At 65.1% G+C, this 23,157-nt stretch carries 25 protein-coding genes and 4 pseudogenes; 11 read left to right on the top strand and 18 right to left on the bottom strand.

Going from position 1 to position 23,157, the window contains the following annotated elements; all coding sequences use genetic code 11:
- Positions 1-68: 68 nt before the first annotated feature.
- Positions 69-386, bottom strand: a complete 318-nt coding sequence (locus tag HNP02_RS03645) for a hypothetical protein (protein ID WP_184435191.1) — start codon at positions 384-386, stop codon at positions 69-71.
- Entirely contained in the window at positions 383-1,381 is a 999-nt protein-coding gene (locus HNP02_RS03640) for an LLM class flavin-dependent oxidoreductase (RefSeq protein WP_184435188.1), read from the bottom strand. Before HNP02_RS03640 ends, HNP02_RS03645 begins: the two co-directional genes overlap by 4 nt.
- An 87-nt stretch (positions 1,382-1,468) precedes the next feature.
- Here HNP02_RS03640 and HNP02_RS03635 point away from each other — a divergent pair, with 87 nt between their 5' ends.
- A complete protein-coding gene (locus HNP02_RS03635; protein WP_184435185.1) occupies positions 1,469-2,065 on the top strand; it encodes an SRPBCC family protein in 597 nt (198 codons plus the stop codon).
- A 1-nt stretch (position 2,066) separates the two neighbouring features.
- On the opposite strand, the gene HNP02_RS03630 is transcribed toward HNP02_RS03635, so the two are convergent.
- The 4 genes from HNP02_RS03630 to HNP02_RS03615 all read right to left on the bottom strand — a co-directional run bounded on the left by HNP02_RS03630 (position 2,067) and on the right by HNP02_RS03615 (position 5,397).
- A complete protein-coding gene (locus tag HNP02_RS03630) occupies positions 2,067-2,510 on the bottom strand; it encodes a RidA family protein (protein WP_255506188.1) in 444 nt (147 codons plus the stop codon).
- A 14-nt stretch (positions 2,511-2,524) separates the two neighbouring features.
- Positions 2,525-3,259 (bottom strand): GntR family transcriptional regulator, encoded by a 735-nt coding sequence (locus HNP02_RS03625; protein ID WP_184435181.1) that lies wholly within the window; start codon positions 3,257-3,259, stop codon positions 2,525-2,527.
- Between the two features lie 96 nt (positions 3,260-3,355).
- A complete protein-coding gene (locus HNP02_RS03620) occupies positions 3,356-4,348 on the bottom strand; it encodes an ATP-binding cassette domain-containing protein (protein ID WP_184435178.1) in 993 nt (330 codons plus the stop codon).
- A complete protein-coding gene (locus HNP02_RS03615) occupies positions 4,348-5,397 on the bottom strand; it encodes an ABC transporter permease (protein ID WP_184435163.1) in 1,050 nt (349 codons plus the stop codon). Before HNP02_RS03615 ends, HNP02_RS03620 begins: the two co-directional genes overlap by 1 nt.
- A 128-nt stretch (positions 5,398-5,525) precedes the next feature.
- Between HNP02_RS03615 and HNP02_RS03610 the strand changes: the two genes are divergently transcribed.
- Both HNP02_RS03610 and HNP02_RS03605 read left to right on the top strand, forming a co-directional pair.
- On the top strand, positions 5,526-6,335 hold the full coding sequence (locus HNP02_RS03610) for a cutinase family protein (protein WP_221317177.1): 810 nt from the start codon (positions 5,526-5,528) through the stop codon (positions 6,333-6,335).
- Positions 6,336-6,411: 76 nt separating this feature from the next.
- Positions 6,412-7,134 carry a glycoside hydrolase gene (locus tag HNP02_RS03605; RefSeq protein ID WP_309241443.1) on the top strand — a complete coding sequence of 241 codons (723 nt, stop codon included), beginning with the start codon at positions 6,412-6,414 and terminating at the stop codon, positions 7,132-7,134.
- Here the strand turns inward: HNP02_RS03605 and HNP02_RS03600 are convergent.
- Positions 7,131-7,610, bottom strand: coding sequence for a hypothetical protein (locus tag HNP02_RS03600; RefSeq protein WP_221317176.1), 480 nt, complete (start codon positions 7,608-7,610; stop codon positions 7,131-7,133). The two genes, HNP02_RS03605 and HNP02_RS03600, sit on opposite strands and share 4 nt — an antisense overlap.
- A gap of 498 nt (positions 7,611-8,108) precedes the next feature.
- Between HNP02_RS03600 and HNP02_RS43625 the strand changes: the two genes are divergently transcribed.
- On the top strand, positions 8,109-8,384 hold the full coding sequence (locus HNP02_RS43625) for an excalibur calcium-binding domain-containing protein (protein ID WP_309241398.1): 276 nt from the start codon (positions 8,109-8,111) through the stop codon (positions 8,382-8,384).
- Between the two features lie 52 nt (positions 8,385-8,436).
- Here HNP02_RS43625 and HNP02_RS03590 read toward each other — a convergent pair whose 3' ends face one another.
- From HNP02_RS03590 to HNP02_RS03580, 3 genes are all read right to left on the bottom strand, one after another.
- Positions 8,437-9,699 carry a hypothetical protein gene (locus HNP02_RS03590; RefSeq protein ID WP_184435157.1) on the bottom strand — a complete coding sequence of 421 codons (1,263 nt, stop codon included), beginning with the start codon at positions 9,697-9,699 and terminating at the stop codon, positions 8,437-8,439.
- Positions 9,700-9,742: 43 nt separating this feature from the next.
- Entirely contained in the window at positions 9,743-11,428 is a 1,686-nt protein-coding gene (locus HNP02_RS03585; protein ID WP_255506185.1) for a serine/threonine-protein kinase, read from the bottom strand.
- A 66-nt stretch (positions 11,429-11,494) separates the two neighbouring features.
- Positions 11,495-13,426, bottom strand: a complete 1,932-nt coding sequence (locus HNP02_RS03580) for an FHA domain-containing protein (RefSeq protein WP_184435151.1) — start codon at positions 13,424-13,426, stop codon at positions 11,495-11,497.
- Positions 13,427-13,724: 298 nt separating this feature from the next.
- Between HNP02_RS03580 and HNP02_RS03575 the strand changes: the two genes are divergently transcribed.
- Positions 13,725-14,075 carry a DUF732 domain-containing protein gene (locus tag HNP02_RS03575; protein ID WP_255506246.1) on the top strand — a complete coding sequence of 117 codons (351 nt, stop codon included), beginning with the start codon at positions 13,725-13,727 and terminating at the stop codon, positions 14,073-14,075.
- A 39-nt stretch (positions 14,076-14,114) separates the two neighbouring features.
- Here the strand turns inward: HNP02_RS03575 and HNP02_RS03570 are convergent, their stop codons facing one another.
- Together HNP02_RS03570 and HNP02_RS03565 are read right to left on the bottom strand one after the other, a co-directional pair.
- Entirely contained in the window at positions 14,115-15,497 is a 1,383-nt protein-coding gene (locus HNP02_RS03570) for an FAD-binding oxidoreductase (protein WP_184435145.1), read from the bottom strand.
- Positions 15,494-16,975: an APC family permease gene (locus HNP02_RS03565; protein WP_184435142.1), complete on the bottom strand. Its 1,482-nt coding sequence runs from the start codon at positions 16,973-16,975 to the stop codon at positions 15,494-15,496. The genes HNP02_RS03570 and HNP02_RS03565 overlap by 4 nt, the downstream gene beginning before the upstream one ends.
- Before the next feature lie 164 nt (positions 16,976-17,139).
- Here HNP02_RS03565 and HNP02_RS03560 point away from each other — a divergent pair, with 164 nt between their 5' ends.
- Together HNP02_RS03560 and HNP02_RS03555 are read left to right on the top strand one after the other, a co-directional pair.
- Positions 17,140-17,286 (top strand): hypothetical protein, encoded by a 147-nt coding sequence (locus HNP02_RS03560; protein ID WP_255506184.1) that lies wholly within the window; start codon positions 17,140-17,142, stop codon positions 17,284-17,286.
- A gap of 10 nt (positions 17,287-17,296) precedes the next feature.
- Positions 17,297-17,704, top strand: a complete 408-nt coding sequence (locus HNP02_RS03555) for a hypothetical protein (protein WP_255506183.1) — start codon at positions 17,297-17,299, stop codon at positions 17,702-17,704.
- Positions 17,705-17,718: 14 nt separating this feature from the next.
- On the opposite strand, the pseudogene HNP02_RS43620 reads toward HNP02_RS03555, so the two are convergent.
- Both HNP02_RS43620 and HNP02_RS43615 read right to left on the bottom strand, forming a co-directional pair.
- A pseudogene (locus HNP02_RS43620) lies at positions 17,719-18,051 on the bottom strand (DUF742 domain-containing protein); the annotation flags it as partial.
- 135 nt (positions 18,052-18,186) lie between these two features.
- A pseudogene (locus tag HNP02_RS43615) lies at positions 18,187-18,705 on the bottom strand (peroxiredoxin); the annotation flags it as partial.
- 164 nt (positions 18,706-18,869) lie between these two features.
- Between HNP02_RS43615 and HNP02_RS03545 the strand changes: the two are divergent.
- Both HNP02_RS03545 and HNP02_RS03540 read left to right on the top strand, forming a co-directional pair.
- Positions 18,870-19,097, top strand: a complete 228-nt coding sequence (locus HNP02_RS03545) for a 4-oxalocrotonate tautomerase family protein (protein WP_184435136.1) — start codon at positions 18,870-18,872, stop codon at positions 19,095-19,097.
- A gap of 143 nt (positions 19,098-19,240) precedes the next feature.
- Entirely contained in the window at positions 19,241-19,990 is a 750-nt protein-coding gene (locus HNP02_RS03540) for a hypothetical protein (protein WP_184435133.1), read from the top strand.
- An 88-nt stretch (positions 19,991-20,078) separates the two neighbouring features.
- Here the strand turns inward: HNP02_RS03540 and HNP02_RS03535 are convergent, their stop codons facing one another.
- On the bottom strand, positions 20,079-20,789 hold the full coding sequence (locus HNP02_RS03535; RefSeq protein WP_184435130.1) for a spermidine synthase: 711 nt from the start codon (positions 20,787-20,789) through the stop codon (positions 20,079-20,081).
- Positions 20,790-21,088: 299 nt separating this feature from the next.
- On the opposite strand from HNP02_RS03535, the gene HNP02_RS03530 reads away from it, so the two are divergent.
- Together HNP02_RS03530 and HNP02_RS03525 are read left to right on the top strand one after the other, a co-directional pair.
- Positions 21,089-21,358, top strand: coding sequence for a DUF1778 domain-containing protein (locus HNP02_RS03530; RefSeq protein WP_184435127.1), 270 nt, complete (start codon positions 21,089-21,091; stop codon positions 21,356-21,358).
- 3 nt (positions 21,359-21,361) lie between these two features.
- Positions 21,362-21,874: a GNAT family N-acetyltransferase gene (locus tag HNP02_RS03525; protein WP_184435124.1), complete on the top strand. Its 513-nt coding sequence runs from the start codon at positions 21,362-21,364 to the stop codon at positions 21,872-21,874.
- A 435-nt stretch (positions 21,875-22,309) separates the two neighbouring features.
- Here HNP02_RS03525 and HNP02_RS03520 read toward each other — a convergent pair.
- The 3 genes and pseudogenes from HNP02_RS03520 to HNP02_RS03510 all read right to left on the bottom strand — a co-directional run.
- Positions 22,310-22,612, bottom strand: a pseudogene (locus HNP02_RS03520) (integrase core domain-containing protein); the annotation flags it as partial.
- A gap of 7 nt (positions 22,613-22,619) precedes the next feature.
- Positions 22,620-22,925, bottom strand: coding sequence for a DUF6262 family protein (locus HNP02_RS03515; protein ID WP_184435121.1), 306 nt, complete (start codon positions 22,923-22,925; stop codon positions 22,620-22,622).
- Positions 22,922-23,157, bottom strand: a pseudogene (locus HNP02_RS03510) (integrase); the annotation flags it as partial. The pseudogene HNP02_RS03510 and the gene HNP02_RS03515, both read right to left, overlap by 4 nt.

Raw genomic sequence — 23,157 nt, 5'->3', positions numbered from 1 at the left:
GATACGCGACATTCCAGACCTCCGGCGAGAAACTGAATATTGGATCCAACAATAAGAGCGGGTGTGATCTACGTCAACACGTGGGGCGAGTTCCTGCGCCGCCGACGCGAGCTGCCCGACAGCCCGGCCAGCTCGAGCCCTACCGCGATGCCCAGCATGGCGGCTGCGGCGATCAGCGGCGAGCCGGAGATGTTCGCCGCACGCGGCGGGTCCGGCGCGTGGCCCTCGTTCTCGGCCGGGCCATCCCGCGTCGCCGGCGACATGCGCGGCACACCGTCGGCTGGCACGAGTGCTCGGTTCAGCGCAGGCGGAGCGCCCGGCACCGAGCTGCCCGGGGCGGGAAACCCTGGCGCCTCCCCCTCGGTCGCGGCGTCACCGCCGGTCATGGCCGGGCCCCGTCGACGATCTCGGCGAAGGTGCGGATGGTGGCTTCCCTGCTCTGGCCGGGGCGGACGAACGGCACGATCGACACCTGGTCGACGCCAAGCGACTCCACTTCCTTGAGCCGTTGGGCGCACTCGTCACGGGTACCCGCCAGGGCGAACAGGTCGACCAGTTCGTCGGGCACCAGATCGGCGTGCGCCGCCTTGGTGTCCATGTGCTCGTAGTAGTCGTAGCTGTCGCGGATGCGGTCGATGACCTTCTCCAACGCGGGATCCACCCTTGCGGGCAACGGCCGGATGGCAACCCGGGACACATGGGCCCGGACCAAGTCGCGGGCCTCGGTGCGATCGTCCCCGATGGCCGTCGGCGTCCACAGCACGATGTGTAGGTCGTCGAGGGTGCGCCCGCTTGCCTTGGCGCCCACTTCGATCGTGGCCAGCGCCGCCTCGATGAAGTGCGGTGCCGTACCGACCAAGACGATCACCCCGTCGGCAATACGGCCCGACATTCGCAGGATCTTCGGCGCTGAGGCAGCAATGTAGATGGGGATGTTCAGCGGACCTGTCAGGTAGTTGAGGTGGTAGTCGGCGCCGCTGCTGGCTTCGACCACCTTCTCGCCGCGGAACAGCGTGCGCAGATCAGTCACCGACCGTTCGAGTTCTGCGAGCCGTTGCGGTTTGAGACCCATTGTGCGCAAAGAGGAATCGCCGGTACCGATGCCGAGTGCGACGCGCCCCTGCGTGAACTCCGCCAAGGTGGCCCACGTCGATGCGAGCAGTGACGGATGACGGGTGACGGCATTGGTCACGCCGGTACCGAAGACGATCTTCTCGGTACCCACGGCGGCCGCGCCCATCACGGTCGACGATTCACGCCAGATGTTCTGCGAGTCGCCGAACCAGACGTTGTCGTATTCCAGCGTCTCGCACAGCCTGACGTACTCGCACATCTTCCCAACGGGCTCGGTGGGGAAGAGTCCGACTCCCTTGCTCAGCATGATCGTGATCCTTACCGCACTTGTTGGATAGAATATCCAATTGTAGGGTCAGTTCCTCAACCACACCAGTCGAAACGAAGGAAAACCGTGCAACTCGTCAACGACTTCGTTGTCGACGCCCCGCTGGAGACCGCGTGGTCGGTGCTCACCGACGTGCCCCAGGTCGTCGAATGCATCCCTGGTGCGCAACTCGAGAGCGCCAGTGGCGACGACTATTACGCCAGCGTGACGGTCAAGGTCGGACCCGTCGGGTTGACGCTGACCGGGACTGCGACCATCGTCAGCCGCGACAACGCCGCGCATCGGATGGTGGTCCGCGGGACGGGTCGCGATCGCAAGGGCAACGGGTCGGTGGAGGCCACGATCACCGTGGTGGCTCAGGACCGCGGCGGGCACACGGCGGTCACCCTGACCACCGATCTCGAACTCGGCGGCCGCATCGCGCAGTTCGGAAGCGGCGTCATCTCTCAGGTGAGCAACCGGATCCTGGGGCAGTTCGCCAACCGGTTGAACGCGCGGATCGCCGCACCCGAAGGTGCCACCGACTCTCCCGTGCGGCCTGCCGCGGCAAGGGGCATTGCTCGCGTAGCCGCCACCGACCAGCGGGTCGCGCTGGCGCTCACGGCGCTGGCCGGCGTCCTGCTCGGGCTGGCGATCGGACGAACGGCCGAGCGCCTAGTCTGAGTCACACCTCTACGGCCGCAACCAAATCGAGCTCCACGCAGGCGCCACCGGGGAGCGAGGCGACACCGATGGCAGTGCGGGCGTGCGCACCGCATCGTTCGCCGAACACCTCGAGCAGCAGACGGGAGGCGCCGTCGATGACAGCGGGATGGGCACCGAAATCACCCGTCGCGCGCACATATCCACGCAGGTGCACCAGCGCAGTGACGTTGTCCACGCCGACCGCCGCGTCAATCGCTCCGATCAGGTTGAGCGCCGCCAGCCGGGCCTGATCCCGAGCTTCTTCAACCGACACGTCGGCGCCGACCACACCGGACAATGCGGCGCGGTCCGGTCGGCGAGCCGTCGCACCCGAAACCCATAACTGGTTCCCGCACAAGCGACTTGGAAAGTAGGCGCCCTTCGGTGTGGCAGCCTCCGGAACGATGAGCTGCAGACCAACCAACCGCGAGCTCGGCGTTACGACGTCGATTCGGCCTGCTCCTGCATCAGCGCCTCGGTGAGGTTGTCGATGGCGTGCGCGCGGTGCTCGTGATTCAAGGCCACCGCCCGTTCGACGTCGCGTTTGGCCATCGCATCGGTCAGCAGAATGTGCTCGGTATTGACCTTGGTCAAATCCATCAGGTGCGCGTACAGCGGGCGATATGCGTCAGCGGTGTTGTAGAGCTGCGTGACAATGCGTTTCGTGCGCGCCATCCGGCTGGCCTCGAACGACAGGAAGTGGAACCGCCGGTTGGCAACGCCGACGGCGACGAGGTCCTCGGCCGCCGCGGCGGTGTCCATCTCGGCCATCTGCTCGCGCATCTGCTCGACGATCTCGTCGGTGACGTTGGGCATGCCGTCGCGAATCAGGACCTCTTCCAAGATCGCGCGCAAGCGGAAGACCTCCTGCAACTCCTCCAGGCTCAGCTTGGCCACCCGGTAGCCGCTGTGCGGCACGTAGGTGACGTGCTCCTCGGCCTCGAGCGTCTTCAGCGCCTCCCGGATCGGGATCCGGGATACCCCGTACATCTCGACCAGGTTGTCCTGCACGATCCAGCTGCCTGGCGGGAATCTGCCGCTGCTGATGTCGCGACGGACGGCCTCGGCGACGGCCTGGTGGGCCGTCTTGGGACGCACGAAGTCCGAGGGCTGTCCGGTGCCTGGCTCGGCGGCCCTGACACGTTGCGGGCGCTGCGTAGTTCGCGGTGACATCGGCCCTCGCTTTCGCTGATATTGGATATTCTATGCGATCACGGTTCATCAACGCTAACGGCACGCGGGCCCCGGAACGCGAGCGAAGCGGGCTCGTCAGTCCTCCGGCAGCGGGCGGTGCTCGATGAGGTCGCGCACCGCGCCGGTGCCGAGCCGCTCCCGGAATGCGGCAACGGTGTAGCCGATGACCGTCGCATCGGTGCGCGCCCGCACGGTCGCGGCGCGCGGCATGTGGAACAGCGGGCCGATCTCGCCGAAGTAGTCACCCACCATGGCGACCTTGAGCAATTCCTCACCACCGCCGGGTAATTCGCGGATCATCTCGATGTCACCCTCGGACACGACGTAGATCAGATCGCCCATCGTGCCCTGCTCGAACAGCGTCTCGCCAGCCAGCAGCCGCACCGTCTCGGGGGGCCGGTCCATCGTCGCGAATTCGGGTACCATCTCGACGATGCGATCGGCCAGCGGCAGAATCCGACTGTCGTGCGTGGCGACCACGACCATCCGATCACCGGAGGCGAGCTCGCGGATCAACCGCAGCACCTCCTCGACCTGAATGAAGTCCAGGTGCGCGGTTGGCTCGTCGGCCAACACCAGCGGCGGATCGAGTGCGATCGCCCGCGCCACCGCAACACGCTGCTGCTGTCCCCCACTCAGATCACCGGGCCGGTGGTCGAGCCGATCCTGCAGGCCGACGCGCGTCAGCAGTTCCTCGGCGCGCTCGCGTGCCGCCCGCCGGGGCGTGCCCGCCGCGTGCAGTGGGACCAGCACGTTCTCCAGCGCCGTGAGGCTGGGCACCAGGTTGAAGGCCTGAAAGACGATGCCCACCGTCTCGCGACGGTATTGCGCCAGCCCGCGTGCGTCGAGAGCAGTGAGCTCGACGTCGCCGAACTTGATGGCCCCGGAGTTGGGGCGGAGGATACCGCCGAGGCAGGACAGCAACGTCGTCTTCCCGCAGCCGCTGGGGCCCAACAGGATCACCAGCGACCCTGCGGCCACGTCGAGGTTGAAATTGCAGATGGGTCGGACGGCGTGCCCGCCGCTGGAGTATTCGACGACGAGGTCCTGGATGCTGAGATCGCCCACTACGGACCCCCGAATGCCAGCGCGGGATCGACGGATACCGCGCGATGCAGGCCACTCGCACTGGCGACCAGGCCGATGATGATGGCGACGAGCGGCAGCGCGACGTAGGCCCCGGTCGGCACGATGACCTGCATCGGGAACAACGGTCCGAGCGCCATCGACATCAAGGCACCGACCAGTGCCGCTAGCAGTGCCACCACGATGGCCTGCATGGCCAACCCGGCGGCGACGTTGCGGGTCGGCACGCCAATTGCCTTGAACACCGCGAAGTCTCGTAGCCGCTCGAGCGCGGAGAGGTAGATCACCGATCCGACGACCAACGCCGCGACCACCCACAGCAGAATCGCGACGATCGTGATCGAGTTGACCGCCACCTTCAGCGGTCGGAGGAGATCGGCGATGGCGCCTGCACGGTCGATGGCCGCATAGCCGTCGGGAAGCTGCGTGATCGTGCCGCGGACACCGATCGACGCGACCAGTTGTTGACCGCCGTAGACGAGTTGCTGTGCACCTGCTGTGGTGAGGAAGACGTTGGGCAGGTTGGCCAGTGCGGTGGAGTTGTCGACGATGCCGACGATGCGCAGCTTGCGCGACGCGATCTCGATCTCGTCGCCGACGTGGCGTCCGAGCGTGCTGGAGACCGCGACCTCGTCCGGTGTTGTCGGGGCCCGACCCTCCGAGGTGACGGGCATTCCAGGGCCGCTCTCGGGGGCGCCGAACAAGTCGGCGTTGCGCGTCGAATCACCCTGCGTGACCGTACCGCCCGCATATGTCAGCGGAGCCGCTGCGAGCACGCCGGGTGTCGCTGCGATCCGCTCGAGGTCCACTGGCGCGAACGGCGTCGCTCCGACGAACGGGCCGGACGCTCCTGCCTTGACCACGAACACGTCGACGCCGAGCGCGTCAACGGTCTTTTCGGCCTCCACACTGAAGCCGTTCGCGAGCCCTGTGAGGACCAACGTCATGGCGAAGATGATGGCAGTGCTGAGGACGGCGATGACGAAGCGGCGTCTTCGCCACTGCATGTCGCGTAGGGCCGCCATCAGCATGTCGGCGACGTTACCGACGACGAGTCGAACGCGTGCCGAGATTGGCTAGGTCTCGTCCTGGCAGATCGCTGGGACCCGCTCGGCGCGCGATCGACGTCACGCTGTGCCAGCATTGGACCGTGAGGCCAATGCGCATCGCTGGCTTGATCGGCGTGACAACCGCGGCAATCTGGGCGATGCAGAGCGCCCCGATACCTTCCGCACGCGCGGAGGGCTGCTCCGACGCCGAGGTGGTATTCGCCCGCGGCACCACGGAATTGCCCGGTGTTGGCCCGACCGGAGAGGCGTTCGTCGACTCGCTGCGCTCGAAGGTCGGCGCGAAGTCGGTCGGGGTGTACGCCGTCGACTACCCAGCCACCACCGACTTCCCCACTGCGGTGCAAGGCATTACGGACGCCCGCGCCCATGTCCTTGCCACCGCGGCGAGCTGCCCTCACACCAAGATGGTGCTCGGCGGATTCTCCCAAGGGGCAGCGGTGATGGGGTTCGTCACCGCGAACGTGGTGCCGGACGGTGTTTCAGTCACGGACGTGCCCGCGCCGATGCCGCCCGACGTGGCCAACCACGTTGCAGCGGTTGCCCTCTTCGGGAAACCGTCGACACGATTCATGCACGCGATCAACGACCCGTCGGTCACCGTCGGGCCCGAGTACCTGGCGAAGACCGTCGACCTGTGCGTCGACAACGACCTGGTCTGCGATTCCCACGGGACGAGCTTCTCCGCACACAACGAGTACGTGGAAGCCGGCTTGGTCGACCAGGGAGCGGGTTTCGTCGCGAATCAACTTCAGGCCAGTTGGGCCGCGGACGTGCCGGTTCCTGAAGCGCCGTCCGCCGGCGCGCCGACGCCGTCGCCGCACTTGCCAGCCGCGCCGTTGACACCGCCAGGACCCACCATTGCAGTCGCACCGCCTCCGGCCGTCTTGCCGCTGACCTGATTCCTCGACACATCCACCCCCGTACGGTGTTTCGCATCAGCGGGTGCGATGAGCCGCGTCGCCCTTGACGGCGAGGATCACCCTTACTCCACGACGCGCTGCGCGAAGATTGCCACGCTGCGTCGAATGTGAAAGTAAGGTGCTGTTCGTGGGTAGAGGCGTGTTAGCCAAAGGCCGCGGACGCTGGTTGGCGCTCGTGGCCTCGGTCGTCGTGTCCGCAGGCATGTTCTATGCCCAAGATTCGGAGTCTCGGTGCTGCGACGCGACCCCCGCAGCCGCCCCGACGAGCCAGGGATCTGCGCCTGCCACCGCACCAACCGTCGCCAGCCCCACGGAGGCGGACTTGTTGGCGGCAAGCGCACCCGCCGCGGCTGCTGCTGCGCCGAACTTCCAGTTTCCGTTGCCGCCTGGTATCGCGCCGGAGAACGGGTTGCAGGTCCACACCATCCGGGCCGCCCGCGCCATCAGCGTGATGTTTCCCGAGATCACCACCATCGGCGGGTACCGGCAGGATGCCCTGAAATGGCACCCCAACGGTTTGGCAATCGACGTGATGATCCCGAACTATCACAGCGACGAGGGGATCGAGCTCGGCAATCAGATCGCCGGATTGGCGCTGGCGAACGCGAAACGCTGGGGCGTGCTCCACGTGATCTGGAGACAGGGCTACTACCCCGGCATCGGCGCGCCGAGCTGGACCGCGGATTACGGCAACGAGACGGCCAATCACTTCGACCACGTTCACATCGCCACCGACGGCGGCGGCTACCCGACGGGGACCGAGACCTACTACATCTAATCCTTCGAGGGCTGCGGTGAGCGCTGCGCGCGACGGTTACCGGGTAGCCGGTCCACGAACCTGCCGAGTCGGAGGACGGTGTTGTCGAGCGGGTCGACGATCTCGGTGAGCCGCTGCAGCGTGGGCAGGATCGCGACCAGTTCGTCGATGCCGACGGCAAGCTTCTCGGCGTGGGTGTCGATGCCCTGCGCCGCGGTACTCAGGCCCGAGATCTCGTCGGCGATCTCGCGCGCGTTCTGGTCGATTCCTGCCGCGCTGGCACCGAGCTCGGACAGACTGCCTGCGATGACCTCGGCGGACCGTCTGAGCTCGGCGACGTCGTCGAGCAAGGACCCCGCCCTGTCGATCAGCGTCGCCAACGCGACCACCCGCAGTGCCGTTTGCTGCACCGAGGCGCTGGTCCACGTGAAGACCCTGCGGAACCCGGGGATGGCGTCGAGGTCTACCTGCGGCGGTGAGTAGCCGATCAACTGCATGCCGTTGATTGTGCGCTATGTCACTCCACGTAGGTGTGACTGGCAACGTTTCCCGACGATGGTGCAGGTACGGAGTTCGGCGGGCTTTCGACGGGCGACGGCTTTCTCTTACCTTGCCATCACTGCAGTTCAGGCTTGACGGCATAGTCAATATTGGATGCGCGGACCGAGCCTTCCGCGGTGAGATCTGGCGAACCGCCAGCGAACCACGCATCGTGCGCCGTAGGCTCCACGCCAGCGCACCATCACCCGGGGGAATCCTTGATTTCGCAGCCATCTCTGACGCCTGGCTGGTATCCAGACCCGACCGGCACCGCGCGGCGGGCGTACTGGAACGGTCGAGAATGGGGATCGCCGCCACCCAAATCGTCATTCAAGAAACGGGTGTTCATCATCGTCGGCAGCATTGTCGGCGGACTAGTCGTGTTGGGATTCCTTGGCAACATTGGCTCCGGCGGCGACACTGCCACACCAGCGGCATCGATCCTAACGAAGACGGTGACGGTCACAGCCCCGCCGCCGATATCGACGGTGACGGTCGTGGCGGCTCCCCCGGCCCCCCGCTTCGAACCGCCGGTTCCCACGTCGTATCCGCCGATCGAAGCGCCGCCTCCTCTGCCACCGGTTGGACTCCTAATGCCTCCGATCCCGTCGAGCGCGTACTACGGGAGTTGCGCAGCGGCGCGTGCCGCAGGCGCGGCGCCGCTACACGTCGGTAAACCCGGCTATCGCCCAGGCCTGGACCCGGACGGCGACGGCGTCGCCTGCGGATGACGAGTGTCCGAGCTGCTCAGGCACCAAGCCGGAACGGCGGGTACTCGTTACCCTACGGAGTCGCCAGCAGTGAGTACTGCGCCGCCGCGCGCTGTCGCGCGTCCGCCTCGTCGGCGCCATACACGCCGGCAACATAACGGTCGTACAGCACGTAGCACTCGAACTTGAATCCCGGTGCATCCGTTGACGCGTCGGGCTTCACCGCGAAGCACTTCGAGTCGGAGAGACCCCGGACACCGTCGACGGGATGGCCGATGTCTTCATCCGTCGCGATCTCCTTGTCCATCAACGTGATCGCTGCCTCGTGATCCCGCGCGCGGAGCAGGCTCGAGCCACCTAAATTCGGGTCGATCCACACGGCCGCCTGGTCTACCCCGGCATTCTCGTACGCCCGGTCCTTCATCTCGCTCTCGTTCTGGACTTGTCGGGCGCCATTCGGTCCATAGCTGGCGACCGTGGTCGACAGCGTCGGTTCAGTCCCAGGGGTGAGGTCGACCAACCGGCCGAGAAGGCCCTCTGGATCCTTGGGGAGCTTCGCGATCCGATCGACCGGGGTCGGCTCAAAGTGGTCGAGCATCGGAACTTCCAGATCGAACGTCTTCTCCACCATTCCCGTCAACGTATCCAGATTCGGAGTCGGATTGGCCACTAGCAGGTGAATGACGAAGACGTCATGCGCGAGGGTGGACGCCATGGACGGGCTGTTCGGACGCCAGTGCCCGTGGGCCGCAGGATACTTCGTTACCGGAACCGGAACATTGTCCCGGCTGACTGCGAAGTCCACCGCATCCATCTCCACCGCGGCGTTCTTGGCCGCCGCCGCATCCGGGAATCGCGCCACCATGATCAACACCGTCTTCGGATCTTGATCTGGCGCTTCTGAACTCGACGGGTCCAACTCAGTGTTGCTCGCCATGAGCAAGTGTCCAGCGAGCATCCCGTACTTGGCGAGGACCGGGGCGACGACTGCCTCACCGGTCGCCGAGATGTTCGATGCGACATCGGCCGGAGTGGTCAGCGGGTTGAGAGCGGTCAGTTTGACCAAAGCGGGATCGACGTCCAACGGATCGGCCACCGCCTCCGCCATCCGGATCGCCTCCGCCATCCGGCCTTCGTCCTCGGAGGCCACCTGCCCCAGCCTGCGGGGCATGGTCAGGTACTTCCCGGTGTCCAGCGTCGACAGATCAACCACTGGCGGTTTGGGTTTCGACGACGTCGCGGGAGGCGACGCCGTTCCGCCGCTGTGGCCACACCCCGCCAGCAGCGCCGTCGAGATTCCCGCCATCACGACGATCCGCGGTATAGCACCTAACATTGCTCGCTCCCCCTGCTCGAATTGCCGCTGGTGCCGCCCGGCCTCACAGCGGAGCATCCTTGAACCAGTGGTCGTACACGTCCTGTCCGCTGGTGCCGTCGTTTCCGTTGGCGATGACAGAACAGAAGGTTCGCGCCGGGCTGTCGAAGGAGATGGCTATGGCGCCGGCGCCGTTGTGGGTTCCGTAGATGATCTGACCCGCCCCTCCACCACGCGACCACTGTTCGGTTTGTGGGGCGGTGAGTGTGTCGGCGACACCTGCGAGCGTCTGGGGAGTGTGGTCGCTATTGCAGATGACGATGTAGTTGGCGATGTACTTGGACTGCGCACCCGTTGCGGGACTGCAGGCGAGTCGTGCGATGGGCACTGCCGTTTCAACCCCGTCAATGGGCTCGAACCGAATGTCGACGGGCTCACACGTGGCCCCTTGATAGGCAGTGCCGGACGGCGAGTCCGGCATCAGACCCGGTAGGGCCTTGGCCACGAACTCGTAGGCCTGCCATGGACCGGCGGGAGGTTCGGTGGGCGGCGTCGGCGTCGCGCTCGAGGTGGCTGCCACGGGAGTGTCATGCGGCTGCCCGCCCCGCAGCAACAGGCTTGCGGCCACCACCAGCCCGACGACCACGGCCAGAGCGGCCGCGCCGACGATCATGCCGCGCTTCCTTCCCGGTGAACGCGGTGCGTGCCCGGTGGCCGCAGGTGACAACGCACCTGAGGTGGGAATCCTGGTGTCGGCCAGATCCGCGGGCGTCATCGACCCGGCGTAGGCCGTCGCGGCCTGTGCTGGAGCAATAATCGAATTGGGCCGAGTGACAGCGGTATTCGAGGAGTCCGGGTACGACGGGTAATCCGCGGCGAACATCGTCGCCGCGCTCGACGCGTCGCCGCTTCCTGACCGCAGCAACGCGGCCTGAGCCGCCGCTGCGAGCTCGCGGCACGACCGATACCGGTGCTCCGGATCTTTGGCCATCGCCCGCGCGATTACGTCGTCCATCTCCGTCGGCAACGACGGATTCTCCAAAGTGATCTGAGGCGGTGGGTCGGTCAAATGTGCGTGCATCACGGCGATTTGCGAATCCCGAGGGAACGGAAACGAACCTGTCAGCATCACGTACAACGTGCAGCCCAGCGAATAGATGTCGCTGCGCGCGTCCAGCTCCCGCCCGGCGATCTGCTCGGGCGATGCGAACGGCAGTGTCGCCGGGACCGAGCCTGCGTTCGTCAACGCCGACGTCTCTTCCAGCGCGCGGGCAATGCCGAAATCCGTGACCAGGACGTGGTCGCCTTCATCGGGGTCCTCGGCGACCAGGATGTTCGCCGGTTTGACGTCCCGGTGCAACAGTCCACGCCGGTGGGCGCTGTCGAGACCCTTCGCCGCTTCAGTGAGAATGAAAACCGCCCGGCCGGGAGTGAGCACGGACGGACCTCGCTTGATCAGCTGGTGAACATCCACTCCATCGACGTACTGCATGGCGATCCACAGTTGATCGCCCTCGACGCCCCGGTCATACACCGAGACCACGTTGGGGTGGTCTACCCGCGCCGCCAGCTCTGCCTCGCGTTCGAACCGCGCCCGGAACTCGGGGTCGGAACCCAAGTGCTCACCCAGAACCTTCAAAGCAACCCGCCGGGGCAGGCGCGGATGTCGTGCCGCATACACAGTGCCCATGCCGCCCACACCCAGCCGGCGCTCGATGCGATAGCCGGCGAACACAGAACCCGGACTCATACCCATGATGGCCCCAACACATCGACCGCAGATGCCTTCTGCGGCCAACTTCGATACTGCAGCGGCTCAGCTGAATTCGACTGCATTGCTCACCTGCAAGTCGCTTTGATACCCGATCTCGATGACCGCCACGACCTGACTGAGCCCTGCGGAGATCTCATAGGGTGGACCGATGCACATCGAGGACTCGCCGTAGATCCAGATCCCGTCGACTGCGCCGAGGATGTCGTTCGTCTTCGGGTCCACGAAGCCCACGGTGAACGGTGTGTCATCGGGGACGCCGGTGACGAGGAACCTCGCGTGGACGACGTCGCCAGGCTGGACGCCAGTCAGATGGTTGAGGTCGTTCTCATCGCGCAGTGACCCGCACTCGTGAGGATCACCGTTCTCGAGCCCAGCCTTGTTCCAGCCGGCCGATTTCGCAGTGGCTCCATCAGGCAGGTGCTTGATCTTGTCGAGGTAGGGCGAAACATATTTCGAGTCGCCGCCGTCGCGGGCGATCTTGATGACGTCGGCGGCGAGCACACTCGGCCTGACCAGATACGAAGCCGCCGGTTCGTCCTCCTGTCCCTTACGGAACTGAGTGTTGACGGCAATCAATTCGCCGGCGGAGTTGATCGAGGCACCCCCGGAGTTGCCGTGCGCGATCCGCTCGGTCGTGTCGATCCAGAACCGTTCGGTGTTGGTGCCGTAGTCGCGTTTGAAGGCAGAGACATCACCACTGGTGACGGTCAGCGGACCGACGACGTGTTCGTCGCCGGTGAGAGCCGGGTATCCGAGCGCCGTGATGCGGTCGCCGGTCTGCAACGCGTCGCTGTTCCCGATCGGCACCGGTTCGGGCAGTGCCAGTTTGCCGGAGTCCAGGGGTGAGCCGTCGGCATTCGCATCGATCTTGATCACCGACAAATCGAGGTAACCATCGGAAACCACTGGAGTGGCACGGTATTTGGCTACAGCGGGGGTGTTGTCATCCTTGGCGAATGCCACCTGGAGGAAGGACGGATCATGATCTTCCACGCCGCCGCCCGTGAGCCCCTTCGCAGTTGGCTTGGCCACGTGCGCATTGGTCAGGATCAGTCCTTTGGAGTCGATGACCGTCCCCGAACCCGTCCACTCAGGGAGGCCGCTGGCGTCGAATGCGATGATCTGCACGCTGGCCCGCTTCGCCCGCGCCAGGTTGGCAGCGCTGAGCGTGTTGTCGTGCGTGCTTCCGCCGGTCAACAACACCGTCGCGGTGACCCCGCCAGCGACCACCGCCACCGCCGCGGCGGCTGCTCCCCAACGCGCGACCGTTCTGCGCCGACGCTTGCCGACGATCGCCTTCTGCGCCGATGCGACGTCGGCCACCGGCACCAGCGTGAGCTGATATCCGGCGTCCGGGTGGCCGAGTTGCACCACCGCCTGCTCGGTGAACTTCTTCTCCTTGACACGTTCGCCGTCGATGAACGACCCGGAGTTGGAGTGGTCGACGAACCACCAGCCGTCGGATCGTCGCCCGATGTTCGCGTGGTGGCGGGACACGGCGGCGTCGTCGGCGACGACGTCCGATCGTGCGTCGCGGCCGATCCGTACGGGTTTATCCGCATCGAAACGCTTGTCGCCGTCTCGCGTGCGAATCAGTAACCCGTCGACGGATTGATCCGCCTGGGATTCACCGTGGCCGTAGATGTGGGTGCGCTGCTGATCGGAGAGCATGACCGTGTGCTGATCGGCGAATACCGCCGTGCCTTCGTCATCGGGCGGTCCGTCGGCCGAGATCTGCGGTAGGGCGATGGTGATGTACGCGCCGACGCCATCTCTCACGGCCCCGAATCGCACCGTCGTCGTCGCGCCGAGCGACATGTGCGTGACGCGCTGATCGTTGATCCACGTGCCCCCGGTACTGCCGATGTCGACGAGATCCCAACCCGTCGCCGTCGGTCGCAGCTCACCGTGACGGCGGGAAATGCTCGGGCTGTCCAGCACGATGTCGCTGTCGCGGCTACGTCCGATCCGCACTACCCGCTGCTCGTCAAACGACGTCGGTCTGCCGCCTGCCGAACTAAATTCGAGTCTGTACACGTGAATTCCCGCCCTCGGATGTCAAAGCCGGAGCGCGCCATGGTCGCCGTCGCAGTCGTGCAACGGTGTAGACCCCCCGGTCTGGCGCAACTCCGTCAAGGACACGTGGACGACCGCCGCGGCAGTTCACTTCACAGGTAGAATGTGATGTACATCACATCGATCGCCTTCAGGCGCGATCGGGATCGTTGCGATCCCGACGTACGCCGATGCGCCGGGTCCTATCGTGACCACCATGCGCGCCTTGATCTTCGCCGTCGCGGCCCTGGTCGCCCTCGCCCCGGTGGCCAATGCCACCCCCGAGGACGACCAGTACCTCGCCATCCTCAAGGCACGCAACTTCGGCGGAGATCCCGACAAGCTCATCGGTTATGCGCACGACGCCTGTGACAACTACGGAACACCCGAACTCTTCGTCGCCCAGGTCGACCACATGCAAGCCATCGGCTACACCGAGACCCAGACGAAGATCATCATCGGCTTGGGAATGCAGGCCTACTGTCCGGACAAGCTGCCCAAGGTCCCTGCCCCCGGAGCCCCGGCCCCAGCTCCACTTCCAGTCCCGGCCTCGGCGCCGGCAGCCTGATGGACTTCGGCTGCCTCGCAACGGGTCCCCGTCGTACTGCTAAAGGGGAGATGCGGGCGCAATGCTCTGCTCGAAGCTGAACACATTGGTGGGGTCGTACTTCGCCTTGACCGCGCGCAGGCGGTCGACGCCTGCTCCCCAGTAGGCGGTCTCCCAGTCCGTTATGCCGGCATTCGGCACATTGGCGTAGGCGCCAGTCACGTAGGGCGCCATCGCCTGATGGAAGTCGGCAACCCACGCCTGGCACTTCGCAGTCAGTGGATCGGCCGTGGCCGGTGTCCCGCCACGAACGCCCCAGCCCGCACCTGGTTCGGCGTAGAAGATTGCGTTGCGGTGGGCGAACGCCGAGCCGCCGGAGGGTTCACTGTCCGTGACGGCTCCGCCGAAGGCATTGGTGAAGTAGTTGCTCTCCGGCGTGGGCGCCTTCGACATGTACTCGCACACGAGCCCGATCGCTCTCGCGGGGAACGGGTCGGAGACGAACTGCGAGAAGAACTTCCAGTTCGCCGCCTCCTCGGCGGGCGATATCTGAAATCCCGTGTAGGTGTCGGACCAGCTCGCGCTCGTCGTCGAGACAGCGGGACTGCCAACGGACAGAATTGGCGCGAGCAGCTCTGTTGCCTCTTCCTCCGACCCAGATGCGAGCACGCCGATCAGCGTGATCTTGTCGCGCAGAATCTCGAGCTGGCTGGTGAGCCGGTTGTCGACATGGGGGGCCGTGCGCTGCCAGGCGTCGAACACCTCGGGTAGGTCGTCGAGCCTCGGCCACGTCGCAGTCACGTAGATCGTCTGCGTCAATGGGTGGATCTTGTACGTCAGTGAAGTGACGATGCCGAAATTTCCGTTGCCAGCGCCGCGAAGTGCCCAGAGCAGGTCTGCGTTGTTCTCCTCGTCGACGGTGATCGCCTCCGCCCCATCGACATTCGACGCCACCACCACCTCTGCCGCGATCAGGTTGTCCGATGCCATGCCAAAGTTGCGGGTAAGGAGTCCGAAGCCGCCTCCGAGGGTGGCGCCGACCAGGCCGACGGTTCCTTCGGTGCCGGTCGGCGCCGCGAAGCCGGCCTTGCCGAGTTCGGTTACGGCTTCCAGCTGATTGAGCCCGGCGCCGACGGTCGCCGTGTGGGACGCCGTTTTGACCGTTGCCGACTTCAATTCACTAACGTCGATCACGATCCCGTCGTCGACATTGGACCAGCCCTCGAGGTTGTGACGGCCGCTCCGCACCCGGACTGCGACATCGTTCCGCCGCGCCCAGGCCAGCGCGTTGACGACGTCCTGCGCCTGCTGGGCGAACACGATCACCCTCGGATCGTGGGTGAAGAGCAGGTTGTAACCCGCGTTGGCGACCGGGTAATCGGCGTCGCCCGCACGGACGATCCGCCCGGTCAGCTCGGCCGGTCGCGCCGTGGTTGACGTCATGTGATCACTTCGGCCACGGCAGGGGCAGCCTCGCCCGGTTCGTGGTCGAGCACCTCGCGGTTGAAGATCATCATGTACGCGAAGTAGAGGGCCCCCACCACCAAGAGGCCGCCCACCATCACGATTGGGGCGAACGAGCTGGCCGGTGCCAGGATGAAGACCAGCGCACAGACCGACCAGATCAGCGCCGCGACGGCCACTGGCGTCTCGAAGCGACCAAGACTGAAGCCACCTTCCTTGTGGTCGAGACGTTTTCGCACCGCCAGGTAGAGCACGACGATCGCGCCATAAGTGACCGCCGGGAACACCGTGCCGGACGTGATCAGATCCAGCAGTGCGTCGCCGGGCAGTGCGGCTAGCACCGCGATCCCGATGACGACCGGCAGGATGGTGGCCGGGATGGGGGTCTGCGTGCGGCTGTCCACCCGTCTCATCAGTCGATGGGCGGGAAAGCGGCCATCGCGCGCCATCGCAAAGATCATGCGTGAGCAGCTGGCCAACACCACCAACCCACCCCCGAAGAAGGCAATCGCGATGACGACGAGAAACAGGCGTTCCGCGACCGGGCCAAGTTGGTCCCGCATGATCGCCGCGACGGGTGACTCGGCGGCCGTGACTGCGGGGATGTCCTTGATCGCGACGGTCAGCGCGATCAGGAACAACAGGCCCAGAACACCGGCCGCGGCAACCGATCCCACGATCGCGCGCGGGACGGTGCGAAACGGGTCCTTGGCCTCCTCTGCCATGTTCGCCGCGGAGTCGAAGCCCACGAGCGTCCCGAGGCCGACGATCATGGCGATCATCAACCCGCCGCCCAGCGCGTAGTAGCCCGAGTGCCCCTCGGCTACTCCACGCGACACGAGGTTGCCGGCGGAGCCGGTGCCCGTGACCGCCACGGCCACCAACAGCGCGACCGCCAGCACCGCGACGATCGACACCTCGATGGCGACCGCCACCGAGTTGATCATCGCGACGATCTTCGTCGAGGCGATCGCCAGCACGGCCTCGATCACCATCATCACCACGGTGATGATCCGTGCGGTGTCTTCGCTCGGCGCCATGTTGAACAACGGCATCAGGCACTGGCTCGCCATCGCGCTGTTGATCGCCATGAACCCGGTGATCAGGTAGCAGAAGGTGAGCCAGCCGAAGAACCACCCGATCTTCGGGTTGGCCAGTCGAGAGCCCCACTGATACGACGAGCCCGACAACGCGATGCGGGCCGCGAATTGCGCGATCACCAGCGCAATCAACATCTGGCCGATGAACGCGATGATCCAGGTCCAGATGCCCACCGGTCCGGAACCGCGCAGTAATTCGTCGTAAGTGCTGAAGACGCCGACCGCCACCGAGATGAACGCGAACGAAATCGCGAATACCTGAAATGAACCGAGAGTTCGCTTCAGTTCCGGCTCGTAGCCGCAGTCCCGACACTCGTCGTCCGCGATGGCGGGGTCCGCCACATTCTCCGTCGTCATGAGATGGCCGACCTTCCGTGGCGGGTGATGCACGGAACACTAGGTCGCCGGAGCCGAGTTTGCTGCGTAATTGACGTTTGCGTGAAAACTGCTCGCGGCACCGGTCTCTCCGTGCCGATGTCGCGACGATTCCGGCCAAGCGCCTGGCACGGACCGTTGCCGCCGTGCTTCAGGACGCCACCGGTGACTTCGACCTGCGTGTCCGCGACGTCGTCTCCATGGGCCGAGCGCGATACATGCGAATGTTTCAGGGCGACAATGCGTCTGACATCGACGCCGTCACCCGGCCGCGCTCAGACGGACTTCGGTAGGCGTGTGCCGGTGGCCAGTTCGGCGTATTGCCGCATCAGCCGGAGGGCGGCAGTAATCGTCGCCATCCTCGCCGTATTGGGCATCGATCCTCTGGTCGGGGTGTTCGGCTCCATGGCAGGTATCGCCACGGTCGGCATGGTCGTGCTCATGCTCACCACGTCGATCGCCGTTCTGGTCTTCTTCCTGCGCAACCGGGACCGCGCGACGGGTCGGCTCTGGACGACGCGGGTCGCACCGACGCTGGCCGTGCTCGGCTTGCTGGGCAGCTTGTGGCTGGTGCTGTCGAACTTCACCTTGGTCACCGGCGGCAGCGCCACACTAAGCACCATCCTGGCCGCGATTCCATTCGTGGGCCTGGTCGTGGGCTATCTGGTTTGGCGGCCAACGCAATCGCTGTCGTCCGTCGCTGCGGACTGAGCGACACCCACCCCTCAGAGTGCCCGTAGCCCTACCAGGGTCCGGGTTATCAGGTCACGACGTTCGTCGATTGACATCGAGTCACCGAGGGGCGCGCGCACCCGCAGATAACCCTGTGTCACCAGGTCGTCGACCAGGAACCGCGTCGCACCGAGCGGCAAGGACAGGCGAGCGGCGAGCTCTGCGACCGAGGTGCTATGCGCACACCAGGTCAGGATCTGGCCCCGCACATCATTTCTCGGCCAGCGCGGCGGGTTCGCAGTATTGTTCACCGCTTCGATCGGAGCCTCGAGTGCCAGGTCGATGCCAGAGTCGATACGGCCCGCAGTCAGGGTGTATGGCCGGACCAAGCTCGGCTCCGCCGCGGTTTCCGGTTCCGTGAACCAGTCGCTGATCGGTGCGTCCGTGCCCTCCGACTGCTGGTGCGCGGCGGTGTGCTTCTCCCTGACATGTGGCGAACTACGCGACAACTTGTAATTCTCCAAGAACCACAACGTCTGGTCGGCGTGCACCGATGCGCGCACCTCGTTGGAGACGACCTCGAGGACCGTGCGGTCGGTGTCGATGACGAATGTGGTCCGTCTGACCGGCAACAGCCGGGCCAGCAGTCCACGGCGTCGAGTGTGCCGGCTATGCCGGGCCGCCTCACGCGCCACGACGGATTTGCGCAGCTTGGCGAACCTGCCTCGGCGCACCCCGAACAGCTCCGACACCACGCCGTCCGCGTCGGAGAGCAGCGGATAGTCGAACGAACGCTGTTGGGCGAAGTGCGCCTGCCTGTCGACGGTGTCGGTGCTGATGCCAACCCGCTGGGCGCCAGCCCTGGCGAACTCGTTGCTCAAGTCCCGAAAATGACAAGCCTGCGCTGTACAGATCGGTGAGGACGCCAACGGGAAGAAGAACAGCACGACCGGTCCGTCGGCAAGGAGCGCGGACAGTGTCCGAGCCCGACCGGTGTGATCACACAGAGTGAAGTTAGGCGCCTTGTCGCCCGCCATCATCGGCAAAGAGTAACGCGGGGAAGCCCTGCGCGACCCGCTGCTCGGAAATTCGGTCACCGCAGTGATTGCTCCCAGAAAAGTGTCCCCCCTCGGGTGGCTGGCTGCCCTTAACACCTGAAAGCGACCCAACCGGGCAGCAGCACAGATCAGAGAGGAAACGAAAAATGCCGTTCGTCAATGTGAAGGTCATCGAGGGTGTGTTCTCGGCGGCCCAGAAGCAGGACATCGTCCGCAAGGTCACTGACGCCATGGTCGAGGTCGAGGGTGAGAACATGCGCCCGGTGACCTGGGTAGTGGTCGAGGAGGTCGCCAGCGGGGACTGGGGTATCGGCGGCAATCCGATGCACACCGCCGACGTCAAGGCACTCGCCGCAGGCCAACCCATCGCCTAACCAATGGCACCCCCGGCGGACGGCCTCAGAAGCCGTCCGCCGGGATCCGAAAGACGTTGCGGGCACCCGTCTTCTGTGACGTAGCGATCAGAAATCGCCCTGTGCCCGTTTCCCATCAACTCAAGTACACGAGGAGTAGAACCATGTCCAAATACGAGAACCCGATCCCGATGTCGGTGCTGGCGCGCCGACTGGCGGGCGCTGCACTCGCCGCGACGCTGATCCCTGGAGCACTCGTCACCGGCGCCCTGCTGGTTCCGGCAATAGCCAGCGCCGCAGTCGATTCCGACGGCGACGGCCTGACCGACGACTTCGAACTGCGCGGCCTCACCGACCCGCAGAACCCCGACTCCGACCGCGACTCTCTCAACGACGGAGACGAGCTGCACAAGTACTACACCGGGCCGGTCAATCAGGACTCCGATAGCGACGGTGTTAGTGACGGCGACGAGGTCTTGCGTTATCACACCGACCCGAACTACAACCCCGGTCAGGATCCCGACAGCGACGGGCTGGAAACCCCCGAGGAGCTCGACAACCACCTCGACCCCCAGAACCCCGACTCCGATCGCGACGGACTCCTCGACGGTGAGGAGATGCGGACCTATCACACCGGACCGCTGAACCAGGACTCCGACAACGACGACATCAGCGACGGTGACGAGGTCAAGCGCTACCACACCAATCCATTGGTGCCCAACGCCAAACCGGCTGCGCCACCGTCGCAGTCGCCAGCACCACAGGCCAAGGACACCGACGGTGATGGCCTGTCCGACGACGACGAGAAGAAGGTCTATCGCACCAACCCGAACAGCAGGGACACCGATCACGACGGGCGCGACGACGGCACCGAAGTCAAGAACAAGACCAATCCCCGCATCCCGCTTCTGTAGCCACCATGTGCGGGTGTTGTGACGTCACCGATTCCGTCCGTTGCGCCATGCGGGCGGAATCGGCGACGTCACCGCGGTCCGACGGCATTCAACTCGCGACGTAGACCGTATTGGTCGAGTACCCGCCGGTCAGCGGGTTGGGGAACCGGACGACGGACGCCTCGGACCGGTCGAAGGCCTCGGCGAGGATCGCCTCGAAGTCAGGGTCGGGCGGGTCATCGGACCACAGTGCGAAAACTCCGCCGGGAAGCAGGTGCCCGACGAGCTTTCTCAGTCCCGCGGGCGTGTAGAACGCGGCGTGGCTCGGGTGCAGGACGTGTCGCGGCGTGTGGTCGATATCGAGGAGGATGGCGTCGAAGCGGCGGCCCGGCTCCTCCGGATCGAAGCCGATAGTGCTGTCGGCCATTTCGAAGAAGTCACCTCGTTGCAGGCGAACTCGCGGATCTGACGCCAGTTCGGCGGTGTCGGGGAGCAACGCACGCTGATGCCAGCCGATGACCTCCTCGAGTGCTTCCAGCACGACGAGGGAATGAACGCGAGGATCGTCGAGCGCCGTCTGCGCGGTATAGCCGAGTCCCAGTCCCCCGACGACGACATCGAGGTCGGCATCGACCGCCCGGGCCAGGCCGAGACGCGCGAGCGCTACCTCGGCCACGGTGAACAGGCTCGACATCAGGAACTCGTCGCCGAGCTTGACCTCGTACACCTCGACGTTCAGGGTCGGCTCGATCCGCCTGCGCAGGCTGATGATCCCCATTCGAGTCTCGGACCAGTCCAGTTCCTCGAATCGTGCACTCACGACGCACCACCGACCCGCCCGTAATCTCGCTCGCCGAGAGCAGCTCGGCGGGTGAATCCTACAGACAGCCAGAGGATGGGCACTGCGCTCGAGGTGTCGTGGTCTGCGCGGACTGCAGTCGCGGGTCTGGCGGACCAGCATTGACTTCTCGTGTCACCGGTCCGTCAGCTGTACATACCCCTAAGACGTAGTAAAAGGCGCTGGCCGCAACCCTCACTAGCCCTGTACGTACATTCACCGTACAATGAAGCGATCAATAGCCGGAGCAGAGATGACTGAGGAAAGAAGGAGGTGTCGCTGTGGCAGTCAAAACGAAGCGCATCGAGCTTCGCGCGGAGCAAGCGACCTTGGACCGCATCCAGCGCGCCGCCAACCTCGTCCATGAGCAGACGTCGGAGTTCGTGCGCAAAGCTGCGACGCAACGGGCCGAAGACATCCTGCGTCAGGAGCTGGTAACGGCAATGGAGCCCGAACAGTTCGACAAACTGATGTCCTCGCTCGATGCTGCTGACGACGCGCCGCGGCTGGCGGCAGCCGCACGCAAACCAGCGGCCTTCACAAGGCGTTGAACAATGTTCGAGTCCGCGCGACTCACGGACGCCCACAGGCTGGAAGGGTTCGACTGCGGTAAGGAGTCGCTGAATACCTGGCTCATCGCCCATGCCCGTCGCGCGGACAGCAGCGGGATCGCGCACGTCTACGTGTGGACCCAGCTCGGCGAACAGAAGGTCAGCGCCTATTTCGCCATCTGCCCCACCGAAGTAGTACGCAACGACGACGGCGTCTCGGGCTCCATGGCCGGCGGCTATTCCCGCATACCCGGATACTTGATTGCCCGCCTGGCGATCGACACGTCGCTGCGGGGTCAGGGATATGGCGAGCAGCTGCTCCTCGACGCACTAGGCAAAGCCGTCGCCGCATCGGAAATCGGCGGTGGCCGACTCGTCGTCGTTGATGCCATAGACGACGAAGCGCAATCCTTCTACGAGCACTACCACTTCGTCCCCGTCAGGAACCGCGAGCGTCGTCTGGTCATGAAGGTGTCCACAGCGGCGAAAGCGCTCGGCGAACGCTGGCGGTACTAAACCCATTCCGCCGAAGAGTGTGCCGCACAAAGGAGTTGACCGTTAGCGGTGTCGAGAGTTTCCCTGGCGAGTTGGACACGCTGCGTGCCGAGAATGTGCGTTTGCGTCGTCTTTTTCAGTTGAGTGAGGAACAGGCACGCGCAGCCGCCAGTGACCAGGCGACGCTGACGGGGGCGCCGGCCTCACCGGTGACAATGGGCTCCCAGCATCGCGTCCCCCGCCCATGAAAAAACTCGCTCGGCTTCGCCGGCGAGTTTCTTTTTTCATATGTCGGGCTGACAGGATTTGAACCTGCGACCACTTGACCCCCAGGGAGCTCGAATGTGTGAACTGCCATTCCGCTCTGTCGCATAAGTAACGGTCAGAGCGTTTTGCATGTCTCCTCTCTGTCGCCTCGTCTAGCGCGTCTGAGCGTGTCTTGAACCATCCCGGGTTTCATGCACCCTCGGAGTTCTGTGAGCCAGCCGTTTGGCTGGCATCCATTTGATCGTAGTAATCGGCTTCTGCTTCGGCCGGTGGGATGCGTCCGAGGCGGTGCATGAGGCGCTGCTGGTTGTACCAGGCGACGTAGTCGGCGGTGATGAGTTCGACGTCGGGGAGCTTGCGCAGCGGGCCGCGGCGGAACGGGGAATCGGCACGAATGCATTCGTTCTTGTAGAGCCCGATGGTCGGCTCGGCGAGCGCGTTGTCGTACGCTTGACCGGCTAATCGGGGGTCGATGGACCCGCATTTCGGGCGGAATGGTTCATCGTCGGGATGGTGGTTTGGTGATTCTGCGGAGTTGTTCTTCGTGGCGTTTGACGCCTTCGGCGAGGGCTTCGACGGCGGTGCGCAGGTGTGCGACTTCGGTGGCGAGGCCGGTCAGGGTTCGGGCGTCGGTTTGTCGGGTGCGGTGTTCGTCGACGATGGCGCGCAGTTGTGGGTCGCGGTAGAGCGTTGCTCGGCTGATCTGGGCCTGTTGGGCGACGGTGGTGAAGGTGATTGGCTGGCCGGAGGTGGTGAGCTCGGCGCAGACACGTTCGACCCTGATGAGGGCGCTTTCGGCGGTCATGCGGGCGCCGATTGGGCGATGAGGGTGTCGAGTCTGGCGATGAGCTTGCGATGCCGGTCTGCCTCATCGATCCACCCGCGTTGTTCTGCGTCTGTGGCCAGGTCTTGGGCGTCGAGGCGTTGGGCGGCAAGGATTCCGAGGTGAGTGGCGTCGGTGTGAAAGCTCGGGCAGTGTTCGCAGATGTTGGCATACGGGCATGAGCCTTGTGCGGGGGCGCGCAGGCAATAGCCGC

Origin of the sequence: Mycobacterium sp. AZCC_0083 (assembly GCF_014202335.1) — a bacterium.
GTDB lineage: Bacteria > Actinomycetota > Actinomycetes > Mycobacteriales > Mycobacteriaceae > Mycobacterium.
This window is presented reverse-complemented; position numbering and strand designations above follow the sequence as displayed.

Bases quoted from the DNA above. Each gene is read 5' to 3' on its own strand.
- HNP02_RS03590 (WP_184435157.1), bottom strand. From the start codon at position 9,699: ATGTTAGGTGCTATACCGCGGATCGTCGTGATGGCGGGAATCTCGACG.
- HNP02_RS03585 (WP_255506185.1), bottom strand. From the start codon at position 11,428: ATGAGTCCGGGTTCTGTGTTCGCCGGCTATCGCATCGAGCGCCGGCTG.
- HNP02_RS03565 (WP_184435142.1), bottom strand. From the start codon at position 16,975: ATGACGACGGAGAATGTGGCGGACCCCGCCATCGCGGACGACGAGTGT.
- HNP02_RS03515 (WP_184435121.1), bottom strand. From the start codon at position 22,925: ATGACCGCCGAAAGCGCCCTCATCAGGGTCGAACGTGTCTGCGCCGAG.
- HNP02_RS03600 (WP_221317176.1), bottom strand. From the start codon at position 7,610: ATGCAGTTGATCGGCTACTCACCGCCGCAGGTAGACCTCGACGCCATC.
- HNP02_RS03610 (WP_221317177.1), top strand. From the start codon at position 5,526: ATGCGCATCGCTGGCTTGATCGGCGTGACAACCGCGGCAATCTGGGCG.
- HNP02_RS03645 (WP_184435191.1), bottom strand. From the start codon at position 386: ATGACCGGCGGTGACGCCGCGACCGAGGGGGAGGCGCCAGGGTTTCCC.
- HNP02_RS03575 (WP_255506246.1), top strand. From the start codon at position 13,725: ATGCGCGCCTTGATCTTCGCCGTCGCGGCCCTGGTCGCCCTCGCCCCG.
- HNP02_RS03570 (WP_184435145.1), bottom strand. From the start codon at position 15,497: ATGACGTCAACCACGGCGCGACCGGCCGAGCTGACCGGGCGGATCGTC.
- HNP02_RS03640 (WP_184435188.1), bottom strand. From the start codon at position 1,381: ATGCTGAGCAAGGGAGTCGGACTCTTCCCCACCGAGCCCGTTGGGAAG.
- HNP02_RS03525 (WP_184435124.1), top strand. From the start codon at position 21,362: ATGTTCGAGTCCGCGCGACTCACGGACGCCCACAGGCTGGAAGGGTTC.
- HNP02_RS03625 (WP_184435181.1), bottom strand. From the start codon at position 3,259: ATGTCACCGCGAACTACGCAGCGCCCGCAACGTGTCAGGGCCGCCGAG.
- HNP02_RS03615 (WP_184435163.1), bottom strand. From the start codon at position 5,397: ATGCTGATGGCGGCCCTACGCGACATGCAGTGGCGAAGACGCCGCTTC.
- HNP02_RS03540 (WP_184435133.1), top strand. From the start codon at position 19,241: ATGTCCAAATACGAGAACCCGATCCCGATGTCGGTGCTGGCGCGCCGA.
- HNP02_RS03545 (WP_184435136.1), top strand. From the start codon at position 18,870: ATGCCGTTCGTCAATGTGAAGGTCATCGAGGGTGTGTTCTCGGCGGCC.